This window comes from Aeromonas sp. 97A, assembly GCF_051919185.1.
Classification (GTDB): Bacteria; Pseudomonadota; Gammaproteobacteria; order Enterobacterales; family Aeromonadaceae; genus Aeromonas; species Aeromonas veronii.
This window is the reverse complement of record NZ_JBQBFF010000001.1, coordinates 4,490,864-4,505,060: the sequence shown is the minus strand read 5'-3', so window position 1 is coordinate 4,505,060 and position 14,197 is coordinate 4,490,864. Positions and strand designations below refer to the sequence as shown.

Below are 14,197 nucleotides of genomic sequence, written 5' to 3'. Positions count from 1 at the left end.
TCGAACCGTTTAAAACCTAAGGAGCCTTGTGATGACCTCTCTCACGCTCACCTGCATTGGCCGCCAACAGAACACCCACGACGTCGTGAGCTGGCAGCTGGCGCCGCTTTCCGGCAGCCTCCCTCCCGTACTGGCTGGCCAGTGCATCACCCTGCACACCGAGATCGACGGCCAGCCCCACTGCCGTGCCTATACCCTCTCCTCCAGCCCGCAGGATGCATGCTGGCAGGTCACCATTAAGGATGTGGGACGGGTCTCCCACCATCTGCACCAGACCTTGCAAATGGGAGACAAGATCCGGGTGGATGGCCCGTTCGGCGATTTCAACCTGACCAACCTCCCTTGCAAACGGCCACTGCTCTTGAGCGCTGGTTCCGGCATCACCCCCATGTGGGCCATGTTGCGGGACGAGCTGGCCAAACGGCCGGATGCCGATATTCGCTTTATCCATAGCGCCCGCTCGCCAGCAGATGTGATCTTCGCAGATGACTTGGCTGAACTGGCTGAGGCCCATGCCGGTGTACGCCATGCCCTGATTCTGGAAGATGCCCCAGCAGATCACCCCTGGATTGGCCGACTCACCCCCGCCATGCTGGCCGAACTGGCTCCAGATCTGCTCGAACGCCATGTCTATCTCTGCGGCCCGGCCCCCTATATGGCGGCGGTCAGAACCATGCTGACGGAGCTGGGATTGCCGCCGGAGCAACTGCATCAGGAGTCCTTTGGTCTTCCTCCCGCAGAGCCCGCCACCACCAGCGACCACTTCTGGCTGACCCTGAAAAAGAGCGGCAAAAAGGTGAAGATCCTGCCGGGTCAGACCCTGCTGGCGGCACTGGAAGCGGCGGGCGAAACCATAATGGCGGCTTGTCGCGCCGGGGTATGTGGCAGCTGTCGTTGCACCACCACAGGTGACATCGAGCGCCAGAGCGTGATGACCTTGAGTGCGCAGGATCTCGAGAGCGGCATGGCTCTGGCCTGCTCCTGCACCGCGAAAGGGGATATAAGTCTCGATTATTGAGATACGCAAAGGGCTTCATTGGTATCTCAACCTTTTCCCGAGCGGGCAGGACGGGTAGACTCTGCCCCAGTTTCACCAGAACACGGGATAAAAAATGACAATACTGGTCACAGGGGGCGCCGGCTATATCGGCTCCCACACCCTGGTTGAGCTGCTCGGCGCGGGGCAGCAGGTCGTGGTACTCGACAACCTCTCCAACTCCTCACCGGAGTCACTCAAGCGGGTCGAGCAGATCACCGGCAAGCCGGTCACCTTCATCGAAGGGGATGTGCTGGACAGAGCCTGCCTGCAGCAGCTGTTCGCCAACCACCAGATCGAATCGGTCATCCACTTCGCCGGTCTCAAGGCGGTCGGGGAGTCGAGCCAGATCCCGCTCACCTACTACCAGAACAACATCAGCGGCACTCTGGTGCTGTGCGAAGAGATGGCCAGGGCCGGGGTTTTCCGCCTGGTATTCAGCTCCTCGGCCACCGTCTATGGCGATCCCGCCTCGGTGCCGCTGCGGGAAGATTTCCCCACCAGCGCCACCAACCCCTACGGCCGCTCCAAGCTGATGGTGGAGGAGATCCTGCGCGATCTCGCCAAATCCGACCCCCGCTGGGCTATCGTACTGCTGCGTTACTTCAACCCGGTCGGCGCCCACGAGAGCGGCCTGATTGGTGAAGATCCCAACGGCATCCCCAACAACCTGCTGCCCTATATCAGCCAGGTGGGTGTCGGCAAGCTCAAGGAGCTGGGGGTATTTGGCAACGACTACCCGACCCCGGATGGCACCGGCGTGCGCGACTACATCCATGTGGTGGATCTGGCCATCGGCCACCTGAAAGCACTGGCGCGCATCAAGAGCGACACCGGCGTCTTCACCTACAACCTGGGCACAGGTCAGGGCTACTCGGTACTGGAGATGGTCAAGGCGTTTGAAGCGGCCAGCGGCCGACCCATTCCCTACCAGATCAAACCCCGTCGCCCGGGCGACATCGCCGAGTGCTGGGCAGAGCCAACGCTGGCCCGTGCCGAGCTGGGCTGGCAGGCAGAACGCGGTCTGGAGCAGATGATGGTCGATACCTGGCGCTGGCAAAGCAACAACCCGAACGGCTATCAAGGCTGATCTCTCGCGGGTTGATAACAAAACGCCCCGACATTTTCATGTCGGGGCGTTTTATTTTGCGACGTTCAATCAGTGGGTCTGACTGCGCAGCAGCGGCACACGGGCCAATCGGGGGGCGATGCGCTCTATCAGCCGATCCGCCAGCGGGGTCAGCAGCAACCAGGGCAGACAGAGGGTCGCCTGCCCCAGTGCGCCGACGTAGACATCGGTAAACCAGTGAGCCCCAGCCAGAATGCGCGGCGCGGAAAAGATCGGCACCATCAGCAATGCGGTGACTCCCGCCCAGCGCGGTAGATAGCGCAAGGCGTAGCCGGCGAAGATCATCAGGAACAGGGCGTGATCCCCGGGGAAGCTGTCACCGGAAGAGTCCTTGGTCGGAATACCGCTGATCTGGGTCACCCGCAGCGCATCGGCCACCATCAGGGTCGGGCTGGGTCGCTCCACCGGCAATCGGTGACCAAGCTGGTTGATCACCAGTGCACTTAGCAGCATCACTATGCCCATCGCCACCAGCTGGCGACGACCCGCCAGATCCCGTGCAAAGAAGCAGCGGACCAGAATCAGCCCCATACAGGCCAACACCGCCAGATCGAACAGCCGGTTATTGGTGATGGCCACCAGATCGGCCCACAGAGCCGACTGCCCGAGCCAGCCGTTAACGGTATGAAAAATCGCGAGGTCCCACTGATCCCAGGGACCATGAGCAGGCAACGCAGCCCAACTGATGGCCACTAGACCACCGACCAGATAGCAAAGCAGGAACTTGCCCATGGGGACTCTCCTTTAGAAAAGGGCGATATCGTAAAACTGTTGAGTGCGTCACAAAAACGAAGAATTGTAAGAAAGTGCGACACAAAATCAAGCCTCAAATAAAACCGAATGGTTTGCCCTCCTCTTTCATTGCTGTTCGGGCTACTGAGTTTTACTCCCAGCCCCCCGGTCTGTGGGCCTCTCACCATGAGTGCGGCTTGTGCCACCACCGCAACACCCCCTAGAATGCGCACTTCCCTTTACTGCGAAAGGAAGCGGTATGCATATTCACATTCTCGGGATCTGCGGCACCTTTATGGGTGGTCTGGCGGTGTTGGCAAAACAGCTTGGTTACCGGGTGACCGGTTCGGATGCCAATGTCTATCCCCCCATGAGTACCCAGCTCGAGCAACAGGGCATCGAACTGACCGAAGGCTATGACCCCTCCCAACTCGATCCGGCGCCGGATCTGGTGGTGATTGGCAACGCCATGAGCCGCGGCAACCCCTGTGTTGAATATGTGCTGGACCGCAATCTGCCCTACATCTCCGGCCCCCAGTGGCTGCTGGAGCACGTGCTGCAGGATCGCTGGGTGTTGGCCGTTGCCGGCACCCACGGCAAGACCACCACCGCCAGCATGCTGGCCTGGGTGCTGGAGTACGCCAAACTGGAACCCGGTTTCCTTATTGGCGGCGTGCCGGGCAACTTCCCGGTCTCCGCCCGTCTCGGCTCTGCCCCCTTCTTCGTCATCGAAGCGGACGAGTATGACTGCGCCTTCTTCGACAAACGCTCCAAGTTCGTCCACTACCATCCGCGCACCCTGGTGATGAACAATCTGGAGTTCGACCATGCGGACATCTTCCCGGATCTCGCCGCGATCCAGCGCCAGTTCCACCACCTGATGCGCACCGTGCCGAGCAACGGCCGGGTGCTGTTCCCGCAAGCGGATGACAACCTCACCGCCGTACGCAAGATGGGCTGCTGGAGCGAAGTGGAGCTGGTAGGTCAGGACGACGCCAAGTGGAAGGCGGTCAAGCTGGCCGATGACGGCTCCGCCTTCGAGGTGTGGCTGGATGGTGAAAAACAGGGCGAGGTGCATTGGGAGTGCATCGGCGAGCACAACGTCAACAATGGCCTGATGGCCATCGCTGCCGCCCGCCACGCTGGCGTGATGGTGGAGCATGGCATCGCCGCCCTCTGCCAATTCAAATCCCCCAAACGGCGGATGGAACTCAAGGGCGAAGTGGCTGGCATCAGTGTCTATGACGACTTTGCCCACCACCCCACCGCCATCGAGACCACCCTCGGCGGCCTGCGCGCCAAGGTAGGCGGCTCACGTATTCTGGCGGTGCTGGAGCCGCGCTCCAACACCATGAAGCTGGGGGTTCACAAGGAGGAGCTGGCTGGCTGCTTCGATGGCGCCGACGAGGTGTTCTTCTTCCAACCCCCCAACATCGGCTGGGATCTCGGCGAGGTGACGGCCCATATGACCCGACCGGCCAAGGTATTCAACGATCTGGAGACCTTGATCAACCGGCTGGTGGCCGAGAGCCGCGATGGCGACCATATTCTGATCATGAGCAACGGCGGCTTCGGTGGCATTCATGACAAGCTGATCGCCCGCCTCAAGGATTACCACGGCGAACTATGAACAACGCGATCACCCTGGCGCTGACCGGCGCCTCCGGCGCCCCCTACGCCCTGCGCCTGCTCCAGTGTCTGGTGCAGGCGGACTATCGGGTCTACCTGCTCGCCTCATCGGCGGCTCGTGTGGTACTCAAGACCGAGCAGCAACAGGATTGGCCCGGCTCGCCGAAAGAGCTCTCTGCCTATCTTTGTCGCCAATATGGCGCCAAGGAGGGGCAGATAGTCGCCTGTGGCAAGGAGGAGTGGTTCTCGCCGGTGGCCTCCGGCTCGGCGGCCCCCAAACAGATGGTGGTCTGCCCCTGCTCCATGGGCACCGTCTCGGCCATTGCCAACGGAACCTCGGACAACCTGCTGGAGCGGGCAGCGGATGTGGTGATCAAGGAGCGCGGCCAGCTGATCCTGGTACCCCGCGAAACCCCCTTCTCGGCGATCCATCTGGAGAACATGCTGAAACTGGCACGGCTCGGGGTGACCATCATGCCCGCTGCGCCCGGTTTCTATCATGAGCCGAAAAGCATCGAGGATCTGGTGGACTTTATGGTCGCCCGCATTCTCGATCATCTCGGTGTCGAGCATGAGCTGACCCACCGCTGGGGCTATGGCCACCACTGAGCTGACCACCACATTCGGCCATAAAAAAACGGCGCCACTCAATGAGTGACGCCGTTTTTTCGTTAAGCCGTGTTAGCGAGCCTGAATTGGCGCCGTCACGTACTTGAACAGGAAATCAGTCACCTCTTGGCGCGCCGGGCGCTGAGGTTGATTGATCATCTGCATCATCACATAGCCAAAACCGGTCAGAGAGCGGGCCAGATCCTGTGCTGACAGCACGCTGGTGATCTCCCCTGCATCCATGGCGGTTTGCAGCTCGCTGGCGATCAGCTCAAGGCAGTGATCGAGCAGCCGGGTATAGCGGGGCCATACCTCTTCCCGAACCGATGAGCTCCACTCCAGCCAGATACCGGCATAATCCGGTTGATCGTAGGCGGCATCGACAGAGAGGCGTACATGACGCTGGATCTTGTCGAAAATGGAGCCCTGGTCACCGTATGCCTGCGACAGCATCTGGTTCACAAAGCGTTCGATCTCGGCCAGCACCTCATCTACCAACTCCTCGCGGGTGTTGAAATAGTTGAATACGGTAGCCACAGAGACCTTGGCCTGTTCGGCTATCTCGGCGTGACCTGCACGGCCAATGCCGCGACGGGAGAACACCTCGATGGCACATTCCATCAATTGGGAGCGACGAGCTTCCGGCGACAGCCGGGTACGACGTCTTATTTCTGCGCGTGGTTCCATAGTTTTTATCATCTAATAGTTATTGATTATGGTGTTTATAGTATTTTAACTAATCATGCCTGAGTGCCTGCTAACTCTATCAATTAAAATAAGCCGATAAAAGCACCACGTATCTCTAGCACCCTTCAACATGAGTGGTAGAATCATCGGTTTTGATATTCATGAACGGCCAAATCCCCTTTGGCCTTATGGGAGTAAGTGATGAAACACACCGTCGAGGTGATGATCTCCGAGGCTGAAGTAGCCGCCCGGATCGCCAAATTGGGTGAAGAGATCACCGCCCGCTATCAGGGTTCTGACGAAGTCGTGATGATTGCGCTACTGCGCGGTTCCTGCATCTTCTTGGCCGACCTCTGCCGCCAGTGCCAGCTGCCCATCACCCTGGACTTCATGACCGCCTCCAGCTACGGCTCCGGCATGCACAGCACCCGTGACGTCCGCATCCTCAAAGACCTGGACGATGACATCAAGGGCAAGGATGTGGTGATCGTGGAAGACATCATCGACACCGGTTACACCCTCAACAAGGTGCGCGAGATCCTCTCCCTGCGCGAGCCGAAATCCCTGGCCATCTGCACCCTGCTGGACAAACCCTCCCGCCGCGAAGTGCAGGTGCCGGTCGACTGGATTGGCTTCGCCATTCCGGACGAATTCGTGGTCGGCTGTGGCATCGACTACGCCCAGAAGTACCGCAACCTGCCGTTTATCGGCAAAGTGGTACCCCAGGAGTAAGCCAGGTTCAGGAATATCACGGGTGAAGCGGCCTTGCGCCCTTTACTCTGTGCAGGCGGCCTTGGCCGCCTTTTCTGTATCGAGCCGGATTCAACCATCACAGAGGTTGCAATGAACGCACTGGAAATCAGCGGCCTGAAAAAGACCTATCAGGGGGGCGTCGAAGCCCTTAAAGGCATCGATCTTACCGTCAGGCAGGGGGATTTCTTCGCCCTGCTCGGCCCGAACGGCGCGGGCAAGTCCACCACCATCGGCGTCATCAGCTCGCTGGTGAACAAGAGCGCCGGCAAGGTGAAGGTATTTGGCTACGACATCGACAGCGATCTGGAACAGGCCAAGGCCCAGCTCGGGCTGGTGCCGCAGGAGTTCAACTTCAGCCAATTCGAGAAGGTGATCCAGATTGTCACCCATCAAGCCGGTTTCTACGGCGTGCCCAAGGCGGAAGCCAAGATCCGCGCCGAGAAGTACCTGCGCCAGCTCGATCTGTGGGAGAAGCGCGACATGCCTGCCCGCACTCTCTCCGGCGGCATGAAGCGCCGCCTGATGATCGCCCGCGCCCTGATGCACGAGCCCAAGCTGTTGATCCTCGATGAGCCGACCGCCGGGGTCGATATCGAGATCCGCCGCTCCATGTGGACCTTCCTCAAGGATCTCAACGAACAGGGTGTCACCATTATTCTCACCACCCACTATCTGGAAGAGGCCGAGATGCTCTGCCGCAACATCGGCATCATCGACAAGGGTCGTCTGATCGAGAACACCAGCATGAAGAATCTGCTGGGCAAGCTGGGTCGCGAGACCTTCCTGCTCGACCTTGCGCCAGGTTCTGCCGTACCCGAGGTGCCAGAGTTCAACGGCCGCATGCCGGATGAGCGCACCCTTGAGGTGGATCTCGACAAGAGCCAGTCACTCAACAGCCTGTTCGAGCAGCTGTCGAGCCAGCAGGTGCAGGTCGTGAGCATGCGCAACAAGGCCAACCGGCTGGAAGAGCTGTTCGTCAATCTGGTCGAAGAGGGGAGAAAAGCATGAATCTGGCCATCTACTACATCGCCTTCAAGAGCATTCTGGCCAAGGAGGTGAGCCGCTTCACCCGGATCTGGATCCAGACCCTGGTGCCACCGGCCATCACCATGAGCCTCTACTTCGTCATCTTCGGCAACCTGATCGGTTCGCGCATCGGTGACATGGGCGGCTTCACCTACATGGAGTTCATCGTGCCCGGCCTCATCATGATGTCGGTGATCACCAACTCCTACTCCAACGTTGCCTCCTCCTTCTTCAGCGCCAAGTTCCAGCGCAATATCGAGGAGATGCTGGTCGCGCCGGTACCCAACTACGTCATCATTGCCGGTTACGTGGGCGGTGGCGTGGCGCGCGGCCTCTGCGTCGGCCTCATTGTCACCCTGGTGTCGCTGTTCTTCGTGCCGCTGCAGATCCACCATCTGTTCAGCGTCTGCTTCACCGTACTGCTCACCGCCATCCTCTTCTCGCTGGGGGGACTCATCAACGCTGTGTTTGCCAAGACCTTCGACGATATCAGCATCATCCCCACCTTCGTGCTGACACCGCTCACCTATCTGGGCGGAGTGTTCTACTCCATCAGCCTGCTGCCCCCCTTCTGGCAGGGTGTCTCCCAGGTGAACCCCATCATCTACATGGTGAACGCGTTCCGTTACGGCTTCCTCGGTATCTCCGACGTGCCGCTCGGCACCGCCTACCTCATCATCATCGGCTTTATCGTGGCCCTCTACGGTATCGCCTGGTGGCTCATCTCCCGCGGCACCGGCCTGCGCCACTGATTGCCAAAACGGGCACCTCGCGGTGCCCGTTTTCATTGTCCGGCCAGCCTCGGGATGACCTAGACCCGGATAGCGTGATCCTTTAGCAGCCGGGCGGTGAGCTCAAGCTTCTCGTTGCGCTCTGCAGCCCGCTCGGGAACCGTGACGCCCCCCTGCTCATCGACCCGCTCCTGACCGAAGGCATCGTCGATAGCCTGCGCCATGGCGGTGCGACCAGCAGCGAGCTCGGGATCGATCAGGCTCTCCTGCATCCGGATCCGGTTCTCGCTGGCCGCCAGCTGCAGTTCATCCAACTGGGTGGCGAGAGTGACAATCCGGTTATCGACCCGCTGGGCCAGTTCGAAGAGGCGGTTTTCATTCCCTGCCGCCATCGCCAGTCCATCTAGCTGCTCCCCTTTGCGCTGATCAAAGTTGCTTACCGCACGAGCAGCCAGCTCCAGTGCATACGCCTTGGTTGCCATGGCGTTGACTCCGCCCTCCCAACCGACATCGGACCCCACCCCCAGTGTCACGCCAAGGGTAGTATGAAACTTGGCTCCCTCCGGCCCGAAAGCCGCAGTGGCACCGGCCGATGCACCGACACCCAGATTGGCGGAGGCGCGTACCTTGGCCGAAAGGCCATAGGCATCCGCATACTGGCTCTTGAGCAGATTGAGCTGGGCACTCCCCTCAGCTTTCATACCAGCAAAGGCCGAGGCGTTGGCCGTTACGCTGACCACTGGCCCATTTGGGGTCATGATAGCCGCAGCACCGGCCTCCAGCTTGGCATTGGCGACCACCTCGGCAGATCCTGCCAGCTTGGCGTTAAGCAGATTGCCGATAGTCCAGCTCCCCTCCACCGACAGCCCCAGCCTGCTCACCAGCTCGGCACTGGCACCAATGCGCAGCAGACTAAGGTCATGGGGCCCCGGGGTGTAGCGCGATCCATCGGTATCATTGACGATCTTGTTCACCGGATTGAACACCAATGAGCCCTCCGCCTTGCCAATCACCAGCTCGGCCTTGGCACTCGCCTTGTTCTCCTGAGCCAGAGCCACCTTGCCGGCAAACTCTCCTACCGGCGTGTCGCGACGCCCCTCCCACTTGCCAATCTCGATCTCGGCGAAAGCCTCCACCAGCACACTGGCACTGACCAGCCCGAGCCCGCCAAAGGCCTTGTGGCTCACGGGCTCACCCGGTTTCAGCTCCTTGCTGGCCGCAGAGAAAGGGCTCTTGAGCTCGGCCCGTACACCACTCTGATAGTGCTTGCCTGATGCGGCCTCTCCCTGCCAGAGCGCCTTCTCCTGCGCCTCGCGCTCAAGCCAGGGCTCATCCAGTCCATCCACCAGCGCGGTCAGCAGCTCGGTCCTGAGCAGGCCAATCTCCCCCTGCTTGCTCACCTGCTGCTGAATGCTGAGATCCAGAACCTCCTTGAGGTGGCCGAGCTCCAGCAACTGACTGTGGGTCAACAGGATATCGCGACCATTCTCCTCGGCAGTGGCTTGCGGCTTGAGCTCACCCAGTGCGGGCAGAGCCTGACGCAAGGTCCCGCAAAACAGCTGCCACTCGTGGCTTGCTGCGACCTCTTCACGGGTCGGCGCCCGCTCCAGCCGTCGCGCCATCATCCCCTCACTCACCCCGAACATCAGGTCTAGTCCCCCTTGCAGCTCCTGCTTGAACAGGTCGTTGGCCCCCTCCTGTTGCAGGCGAGCCAACTCGCTGCACCACTGGCGGATCTGCTGGTTACTCTCGATAGGCTGATTGACCCTCCCCTGTTCGTTGCAGACCCACGCCAGCTGAAATGAGGGAGGCTTGCCACCCTGTGCCAACGCCTGACGGCGGACAGCGATGTCATCGACCAGTTTTTGCAACACGGGATCCTGCTGACGGGAGCGATTCTTGCCCGAGTCGATCCAGAACTGCAGCGCCTGTTCGATCTTCGCCAGCCCGGCCAGTGAAGGTGTTGGCTGGGCCTGATAGTGCCGTACCGCCTGCTTGACCGCCTTGAGTTCCGGGCTCTGCCGATGGCCAACACCGCGGCGGATCCCCCTATCGAACTCCCGGTTACCGGCATCCAGCAGCCGTAGTCTGGCGTTGCCAAGGCGAACAGTAGCAGGTGGAGTGGCATCAGGGCTTGTCTGCTGATGACGGCTTACATCGATATCCGGGGAGGCAATTTTCATGGTAAGAAACCTGCGTTGATGAGAGAGAAGATACTCAGCGTACGCCGCACCCCCTTGACACCCTGTCAGCGATGGTCCCGCTTTTTTAGGATTCGGACTGACCCGTAAAAGATGTCTGTCAGCTCACAATTTCGGCACAATCACCCGCCCCGCCGACCAAAAACGCTAAAAAAATGACGACAAGTGATAAGCAGCCACCGATCAGCCGCATAGGGTGTCACTCTCCCCCTGCCCGAGGTTTGGCCATGTATCACGCTCTCATCACCGCCCTGTACACACAACTTGGACTTCCGCTTCCGGTGGCCGGACAGACAGCCACCACCCTGACCATCAACGACGAGCTGGTGCTGACGCTGGCAGAGGATGAGGGCCATCTGGTGATCTATCTGCTGCTACCGGGCCACGCTATGCCCAACACGCCCCTGCTCAACCACCTTGGCGACGAGCCGGTGTTTCTGCTGGATCAGACCGAGCGGGGAGAGACCCTGATCTGGCCCGCGAGTGGCTCGATCATCTGACGGTCGACAGTCTGCGGCTACTGCTCGAGCGGGCCATCGAGCTGGCTGCCGAACTGCTGACCCACCAGCACGATCGGGAGCAATCGACACAGCCAGAACAACCCGCCTCCACAACCGCCACCATCAGGGTCTAGCGCCCACATTCTGGTCACTGTCTCGCAAAATAGAGATTTATCTTGTTTGGCATGGGTTTAGTCATTGCGGCTCAATCGGGAATTGTTAGAATTCACCTCTCTCTATAAAGAGGTAGAACATGCCTGCGTTGTTGCGCATGCTGGCCAGACTGGCGCTGGGGGGATTCTTTCTCGCCTCGGCCGGGTTCAAGCTGGTATCCCCCGCCCTGTTTGTCGAACAGATCGCGGCCTTCGGGCTGATTTGGCCGTCACTGATCCCGCCGGTGGCCTGGGGGCTGATCGCGCTGGAGCTCTGCGCCGGGCTTGCAGTCATCGCCAACCGGCGCTGGGGACTCTGGCTGGTGATCGGGCTGCTCGCCCTGTTTATTCCGGTGTTGGGCTATGGCGTTGCCATCGGGCTCGACATCTCTTGCGGCTGTCTGGGCAGGGCTGATCTCAGCTCGTTGCCGGAGGCCATTGTGCGGGATCTGCTGCTACTGACGCTTGCGGGCGCCCTGCTGCGAACTTCCCGCCCCGTTTTTCCCGTTCTAAAGGAGTAGTGACATGATGACATTGCGATCCCGCACTCTGGTGGCCTCGCTGATCGCCGCCAGCTTTGCCCTCGGTGGCTGTGGCGATAACCAGTTCGAGCAGGAGGTGAAGCTGGAGCAGTCGGCGGTGCAGTTGGCACAGGAGGCGCAGCAGGGGGGCTATCAGCTGCTGACCGTGGCCGAGCTGAAAACCCGGATGGACAAGGGCGAGGAGCTGGTGATCATCGACACCATGCCCTATGAGGACTCCTACAAGAAAGAGCACATCCCGGGCGCCAAGAACTTTGTCTTCGTGAAGGAGGCCAAGTCAGGCGACAACTGGAGCGAGATTGTCGAGGGGAGCGGCACGGCGGAGCAGTTCCAGGCGCTGCTGGGTGAAGACAAAGCTCGCCCCGTGGTGATCTACTGCGGCTTCGTCAAGTGCGGCCGCAGCCACAACGCTGCCGCTTGGGCGGTCAATCAGGGCTATCAACAGGTCTATCGGGTGCCAGGCGGCATCTTCGCCTGGAAAGGAGCCGGTTACCCCGTCTCTGCCGAGTAACCGCGTCTGCCCACAAGGCAACACAGCCGATATGAAAGAAGCCCGCAACTGCGGGCTTCTTTCATATTGGGCAACACTCGGGGTTAGCTGGCGGCCTGCTGCTCTAGGACCTGCGTCTCGGCCAGCTGCTGTTTGCCCAGCAACCGCTTGGTGATCATGGCCGCCATGATGGAGCCGTTGACGTTGAGAGCGGTACGGCCCATGTCCACCAGCGGCTCGATGGCGATCATCACCCCCACCAGCGCGATGGGGAAGTTTAGGGTGGAGAGCACGATAAGCGCAGCGAAGGTGCCGCCACCGCCGACGCCGGCCACCCCGATGGAGCCCAGCGCAATCACCGGCAGCAGAGTCAGCAGGAACAGGGGATCAAACGGGTTGATACCGAGCATGGGGGCAATCATCGCCACCATCATGGCCGGATAGATGCCAGCGCAGCCGTTCTGGCCGAGGTTGGCACCGAACGAGGCGGCAAAGTTGGCGATGCTGGAGGGCACGCCAAGGCGCTGCTGGGTCTCGATACTGAGCGGAATGGAAGCCGCGCTGCTGCGGGAGATAAAGGCGAAGGTGAGCACGCCCCACACTTCCCGAAGATAGTGCAGCGGGTTCTGGCCGATCAGCAGCAGGATCACCATGTGCACCGCAAACATCGCCAGAATGGCGATGTAGCAGACCAGAATAAAGCCGAGCAGACTGAGGATCTCGCTCAGGGGATAGTGAGCCACCACCCGGGCAATCAGCGCCATCACGCCATAGGGGGTGAGCGCAATCACCACCCGCACCATCTTCATCACCCACAGTTGCAGGGTGTCGATGGCCACAGCGGCGCGAGCACCCGCCTCTGGATGCTCCGCCTTCAACTGCAGCAGGGCAACCCCGGCCAGCACGGTGAAGATCACCACCCCGATCACCGAGAGACCGCGGCTACCCGCCATATCGGCGGCAAAGTTGGTGGGCACCAGCGAGAGCAGCAGGGCCGGCAGGGTCTGGGCACTGTCGATGGTACTCATGCTCTGTTGCAGCGCAGCCGTGTCGCTGCCGTGGCTCAGCAACCCTTCTGCGGTGAGACCACTCAGATGGGTCACCGTCATCCCCACCACACCGGCGATCATCACCAGCATCAGCATGGAGCCGATCAGCACGGCGCTGATCTTGCCGAGGGACTGCGCCTGCTCCAGCTTGTTGATGGCGGAGAGGATGGAGGTGAACACCAGCGGCATCATCACCACCTTGAGCAGGCTGACATAGCCGCCGCCGATGATATTGACCCACTCCAGGGTCTGCTGGACGCCGGCATCATCGGCGCCCCAGCCCAGCTGCAGACCGAGACCGAACAGCCCCCCCAGCAGCAGACCGGCGAGCACCTTGCGCGAGAGCGGCACCGAAGCGGGCAGCCGGGTCAGGGCAAAACAGAGCAGACAGAAGAGCAACGAAGCAAACAAGGTAAACATAAATAAACACCTGTAGCGGCCATCAGGGCCGATTGTGGAGAGAGAAAACAGCGGGTGCGAGCAGAGTCGCGAGGGAAAACGCCAAATGGCAGGCGTGAAAAAGCAGCGGACGCCCGAGGGGGCGTCCGCTGACAATCGGGGGAATTACTTCTTTACGGGGGCGTCGTACTGTTCGGGTTCGTCGCTATAGACGCAGACATTCCACTTGGCGGCCAAACCATCTTCCGCCAGACAGTAACGCTCGAAGAAAGCCTTGATCTCCGCGCGCTGGCAGTGGGCTTCAAAGGCTGCCATATCTTGCCAAATCTCGTTGAACACGATGGGGAAGCTCTCCCCCTCGGCAAACGGGCTCGCGATGTGGCGGGTCACCCGATATTGCAGGCAGCCATCCTCACGCAGGGTGTTGGGCTCGAGCGCCTGCAGCACCTGAAACAGGGCCTGCTCCTGACCGGGTTTGGGCAGGAATTGGGCAATGCAGTAAACCTTCTTGGACATGGGGTCCTCCTGGTTG

The 14,197-nt window shown here is 60.5% G+C and carries 15 protein-coding genes; 10 read left to right on the top strand and 5 right to left on the bottom strand.

All coding sequences use genetic code 11. The annotated features are described in order from the left end of the window. The first annotated feature begins 31 nt into the window (after positions 1–31). Positions 32–1,018, top strand: coding sequence for an FAD-binding oxidoreductase (locus ACTG27_RS20760; protein ID WP_439980332.1), 987 nt, complete (start codon positions 32–34; stop codon positions 1,016–1,018). Positions 1,019–1,112: 94 nt separating this feature from the next. Beyond that, the gene (galE, locus tag ACTG27_RS20755; RefSeq protein WP_100652867.1) at positions 1,113–2,126 is read left to right on the top strand and encodes a UDP-glucose 4-epimerase GalE; all 1,014 of its coding nucleotides are present in this window, start codon (positions 1,113–1,115) and stop codon (positions 2,124–2,126) included. Between the two features lie 69 nt (positions 2,127–2,195). Here galE and ACTG27_RS20750 read toward each other — a convergent pair whose 3' ends face one another. Beyond that, entirely contained in the window at positions 2,196–2,897 is a 702-nt protein-coding gene (locus tag ACTG27_RS20750; RefSeq protein ID WP_439980331.1) for a phosphatase PAP2 family protein, read from the bottom strand. A gap of 259 nt (positions 2,898–3,156) precedes the next feature. Here ACTG27_RS20750 and mpl point away from each other — a divergent pair, with 259 nt between their 5' ends. After that, the gene (gene mpl, locus ACTG27_RS20745) at positions 3,157–4,527 is read left to right on the top strand and encodes a UDP-N-acetylmuramate:L-alanyl-gamma-D-glutamyl-meso-diaminopimelate ligase (protein WP_042063094.1); all 1,371 of its coding nucleotides are present in this window, start codon (positions 3,157–3,159) and stop codon (positions 4,525–4,527) included. Continuing rightward, the gene (locus ACTG27_RS20740) at positions 4,524–5,135 is read left to right on the top strand and encodes a flavin prenyltransferase UbiX (RefSeq protein WP_128815641.1); all 612 of its coding nucleotides are present in this window, start codon (positions 4,524–4,526) and stop codon (positions 5,133–5,135) included. The genes mpl and ACTG27_RS20740 overlap by 4 nt, the downstream gene beginning before the upstream one ends. 72 nt (positions 5,136–5,207) lie before the next feature. On the opposite strand, the gene ACTG27_RS20735 is transcribed toward ACTG27_RS20740, so the two are convergent. After that, positions 5,208–5,822: a TetR/AcrR family transcriptional regulator gene (locus tag ACTG27_RS20735; RefSeq protein WP_042079938.1), complete on the bottom strand. Its 615-nt coding sequence runs from the start codon at positions 5,820–5,822 to the stop codon at positions 5,208–5,210. A 201-nt stretch (positions 5,823–6,023) separates the two neighbouring features. On the opposite strand from ACTG27_RS20735, the gene hpt reads away from it, so the two are divergent. The 3 genes from hpt to ACTG27_RS20720 all read left to right on the top strand — a co-directional run bounded on the left by hpt (position 6,024) and on the right by ACTG27_RS20720 (position 8,353). Next, on the top strand, positions 6,024–6,554 hold the full coding sequence (hpt, locus tag ACTG27_RS20730) for a hypoxanthine phosphoribosyltransferase (protein ID WP_005335618.1): 531 nt from the start codon (positions 6,024–6,026) through the stop codon (positions 6,552–6,554). Positions 6,555–6,665: 111 nt separating this feature from the next. Next, positions 6,666–7,583 carry an ABC transporter ATP-binding protein gene (locus ACTG27_RS20725; protein WP_005335620.1) on the top strand — a complete coding sequence of 306 codons (918 nt, stop codon included), beginning with the start codon at positions 6,666–6,668 and terminating at the stop codon, positions 7,581–7,583. Then, complete coding sequence (locus ACTG27_RS20720; RefSeq protein ID WP_019445351.1) at positions 7,580–8,353, top strand: ABC transporter permease; 774 nt, start codon at positions 7,580–7,582, stop codon at positions 8,351–8,353. Before ACTG27_RS20725 ends, ACTG27_RS20720 begins: the two co-directional genes overlap by 4 nt. Positions 8,354–8,412: 59 nt before the next feature. Here ACTG27_RS20720 and ACTG27_RS20715 read toward each other — a convergent pair whose 3' ends face one another. Beyond that, a complete protein-coding gene (locus ACTG27_RS20715) occupies positions 8,413–10,515 on the bottom strand; it encodes a hypothetical protein (protein WP_439980329.1) in 2,103 nt (700 codons plus the stop codon). A gap of 245 nt (positions 10,516–10,760) precedes the next feature. On the opposite strand from ACTG27_RS20715, the gene ACTG27_RS20710 reads away from it, so the two are divergent. The 3 genes from ACTG27_RS20710 to ACTG27_RS20700 all read left to right on the top strand — a co-directional run bounded on the left by ACTG27_RS20710 (position 10,761) and on the right by ACTG27_RS20700 (position 12,238). Beyond that, positions 10,761–11,033 carry a hypothetical protein gene (locus ACTG27_RS20710; protein ID WP_439980328.1) on the top strand — a complete coding sequence of 91 codons (273 nt, stop codon included), beginning with the start codon at positions 10,761–10,763 and terminating at the stop codon, positions 11,031–11,033. 253 nt (positions 11,034–11,286) lie between these two features. Continuing rightward, positions 11,287–11,706: a MauE/DoxX family redox-associated membrane protein gene (locus tag ACTG27_RS20705; protein ID WP_439980327.1), complete on the top strand. Its 420-nt coding sequence runs from the start codon at positions 11,287–11,289 to the stop codon at positions 11,704–11,706. Between the two features lie 4 nt (positions 11,707–11,710). Then, positions 11,711–12,238, top strand: a complete 528-nt coding sequence (locus ACTG27_RS20700; RefSeq protein ID WP_439980326.1) for a rhodanese-like domain-containing protein — start codon at positions 11,711–11,713, stop codon at positions 12,236–12,238. Positions 12,239–12,321: 83 nt separating this feature from the next. Here the strand turns inward: ACTG27_RS20700 and ACTG27_RS20695 are convergent, their stop codons facing one another. Both ACTG27_RS20695 and ACTG27_RS20690 read right to left on the bottom strand, forming a co-directional pair. Then, positions 12,322–13,686 (bottom strand): cation:dicarboxylate symporter family transporter, encoded by a 1,365-nt coding sequence (locus ACTG27_RS20695; protein ID WP_439980325.1) that lies wholly within the window; start codon positions 13,684–13,686, stop codon positions 12,322–12,324. Between the two features lie 144 nt (positions 13,687–13,830). Further along, positions 13,831–14,181 (bottom strand): putative quinol monooxygenase, encoded by a 351-nt coding sequence (locus ACTG27_RS20690; protein ID WP_005354654.1) that lies wholly within the window; start codon positions 14,179–14,181, stop codon positions 13,831–13,833. Between the last annotated feature and the right edge of the window lie 16 nt (positions 14,182–14,197).

What these genes read in the sequence shown, in the direction of transcription:
- ACTG27_RS20760 (WP_439980332.1), top strand. Translation starts at nt 32, where the DNA reads ATGACCTCTCTCACGCTCACCTGCATTGGCCGCCAACAGAACACCCAC.
- galE (WP_100652867.1), top strand. Translation starts at nt 1,113, where the DNA reads ATGACAATACTGGTCACAGGGGGCGCCGGCTATATCGGCTCCCACACC.
- ACTG27_RS20750 (WP_439980331.1), bottom strand. Translation starts at nt 2,897, where the DNA reads ATGGGCAAGTTCCTGCTTTGCTATCTGGTCGGTGGTCTAGTGGCCATC.
- mpl (WP_042063094.1), top strand. Translation starts at nt 3,157, where the DNA reads ATGCATATTCACATTCTCGGGATCTGCGGCACCTTTATGGGTGGTCTG.
- ACTG27_RS20740 (WP_128815641.1), top strand. Translation starts at nt 4,524, where the DNA reads ATGAACAACGCGATCACCCTGGCGCTGACCGGCGCCTCCGGCGCCCCC.
- ACTG27_RS20735 (WP_042079938.1), bottom strand. Translation starts at nt 5,822, where the DNA reads ATGGAACCACGCGCAGAAATAAGACGTCGTACCCGGCTGTCGCCGGAA.
- hpt (WP_005335618.1), top strand. Translation starts at nt 6,024, where the DNA reads ATGAAACACACCGTCGAGGTGATGATCTCCGAGGCTGAAGTAGCCGCC.
- ACTG27_RS20725 (WP_005335620.1), top strand. Translation starts at nt 6,666, where the DNA reads ATGAACGCACTGGAAATCAGCGGCCTGAAAAAGACCTATCAGGGGGGC.
- ACTG27_RS20720 (WP_019445351.1), top strand. Translation starts at nt 7,580, where the DNA reads ATGAATCTGGCCATCTACTACATCGCCTTCAAGAGCATTCTGGCCAAG.
- ACTG27_RS20715 (WP_439980329.1), bottom strand. Translation starts at nt 10,515, where the DNA reads ATGAAAATTGCCTCCCCGGATATCGATGTAAGCCGTCATCAGCAGACA.
- ACTG27_RS20710 (WP_439980328.1), top strand. Translation starts at nt 10,761, where the DNA reads ATGTATCACGCTCTCATCACCGCCCTGTACACACAACTTGGACTTCCG.
- ACTG27_RS20705 (WP_439980327.1), top strand. Translation starts at nt 11,287, where the DNA reads ATGCCTGCGTTGTTGCGCATGCTGGCCAGACTGGCGCTGGGGGGATTC.
- ACTG27_RS20700 (WP_439980326.1), top strand. Translation starts at nt 11,711, where the DNA reads ATGATGACATTGCGATCCCGCACTCTGGTGGCCTCGCTGATCGCCGCC.
- ACTG27_RS20695 (WP_439980325.1), bottom strand. Translation starts at nt 13,686, where the DNA reads ATGTTTACCTTGTTTGCTTCGTTGCTCTTCTGTCTGCTCTGTTTTGCC.
- ACTG27_RS20690 (WP_005354654.1), bottom strand. Translation starts at nt 14,181, where the DNA reads ATGTCCAAGAAGGTTTACTGCATTGCCCAATTCCTGCCCAAACCCGGT.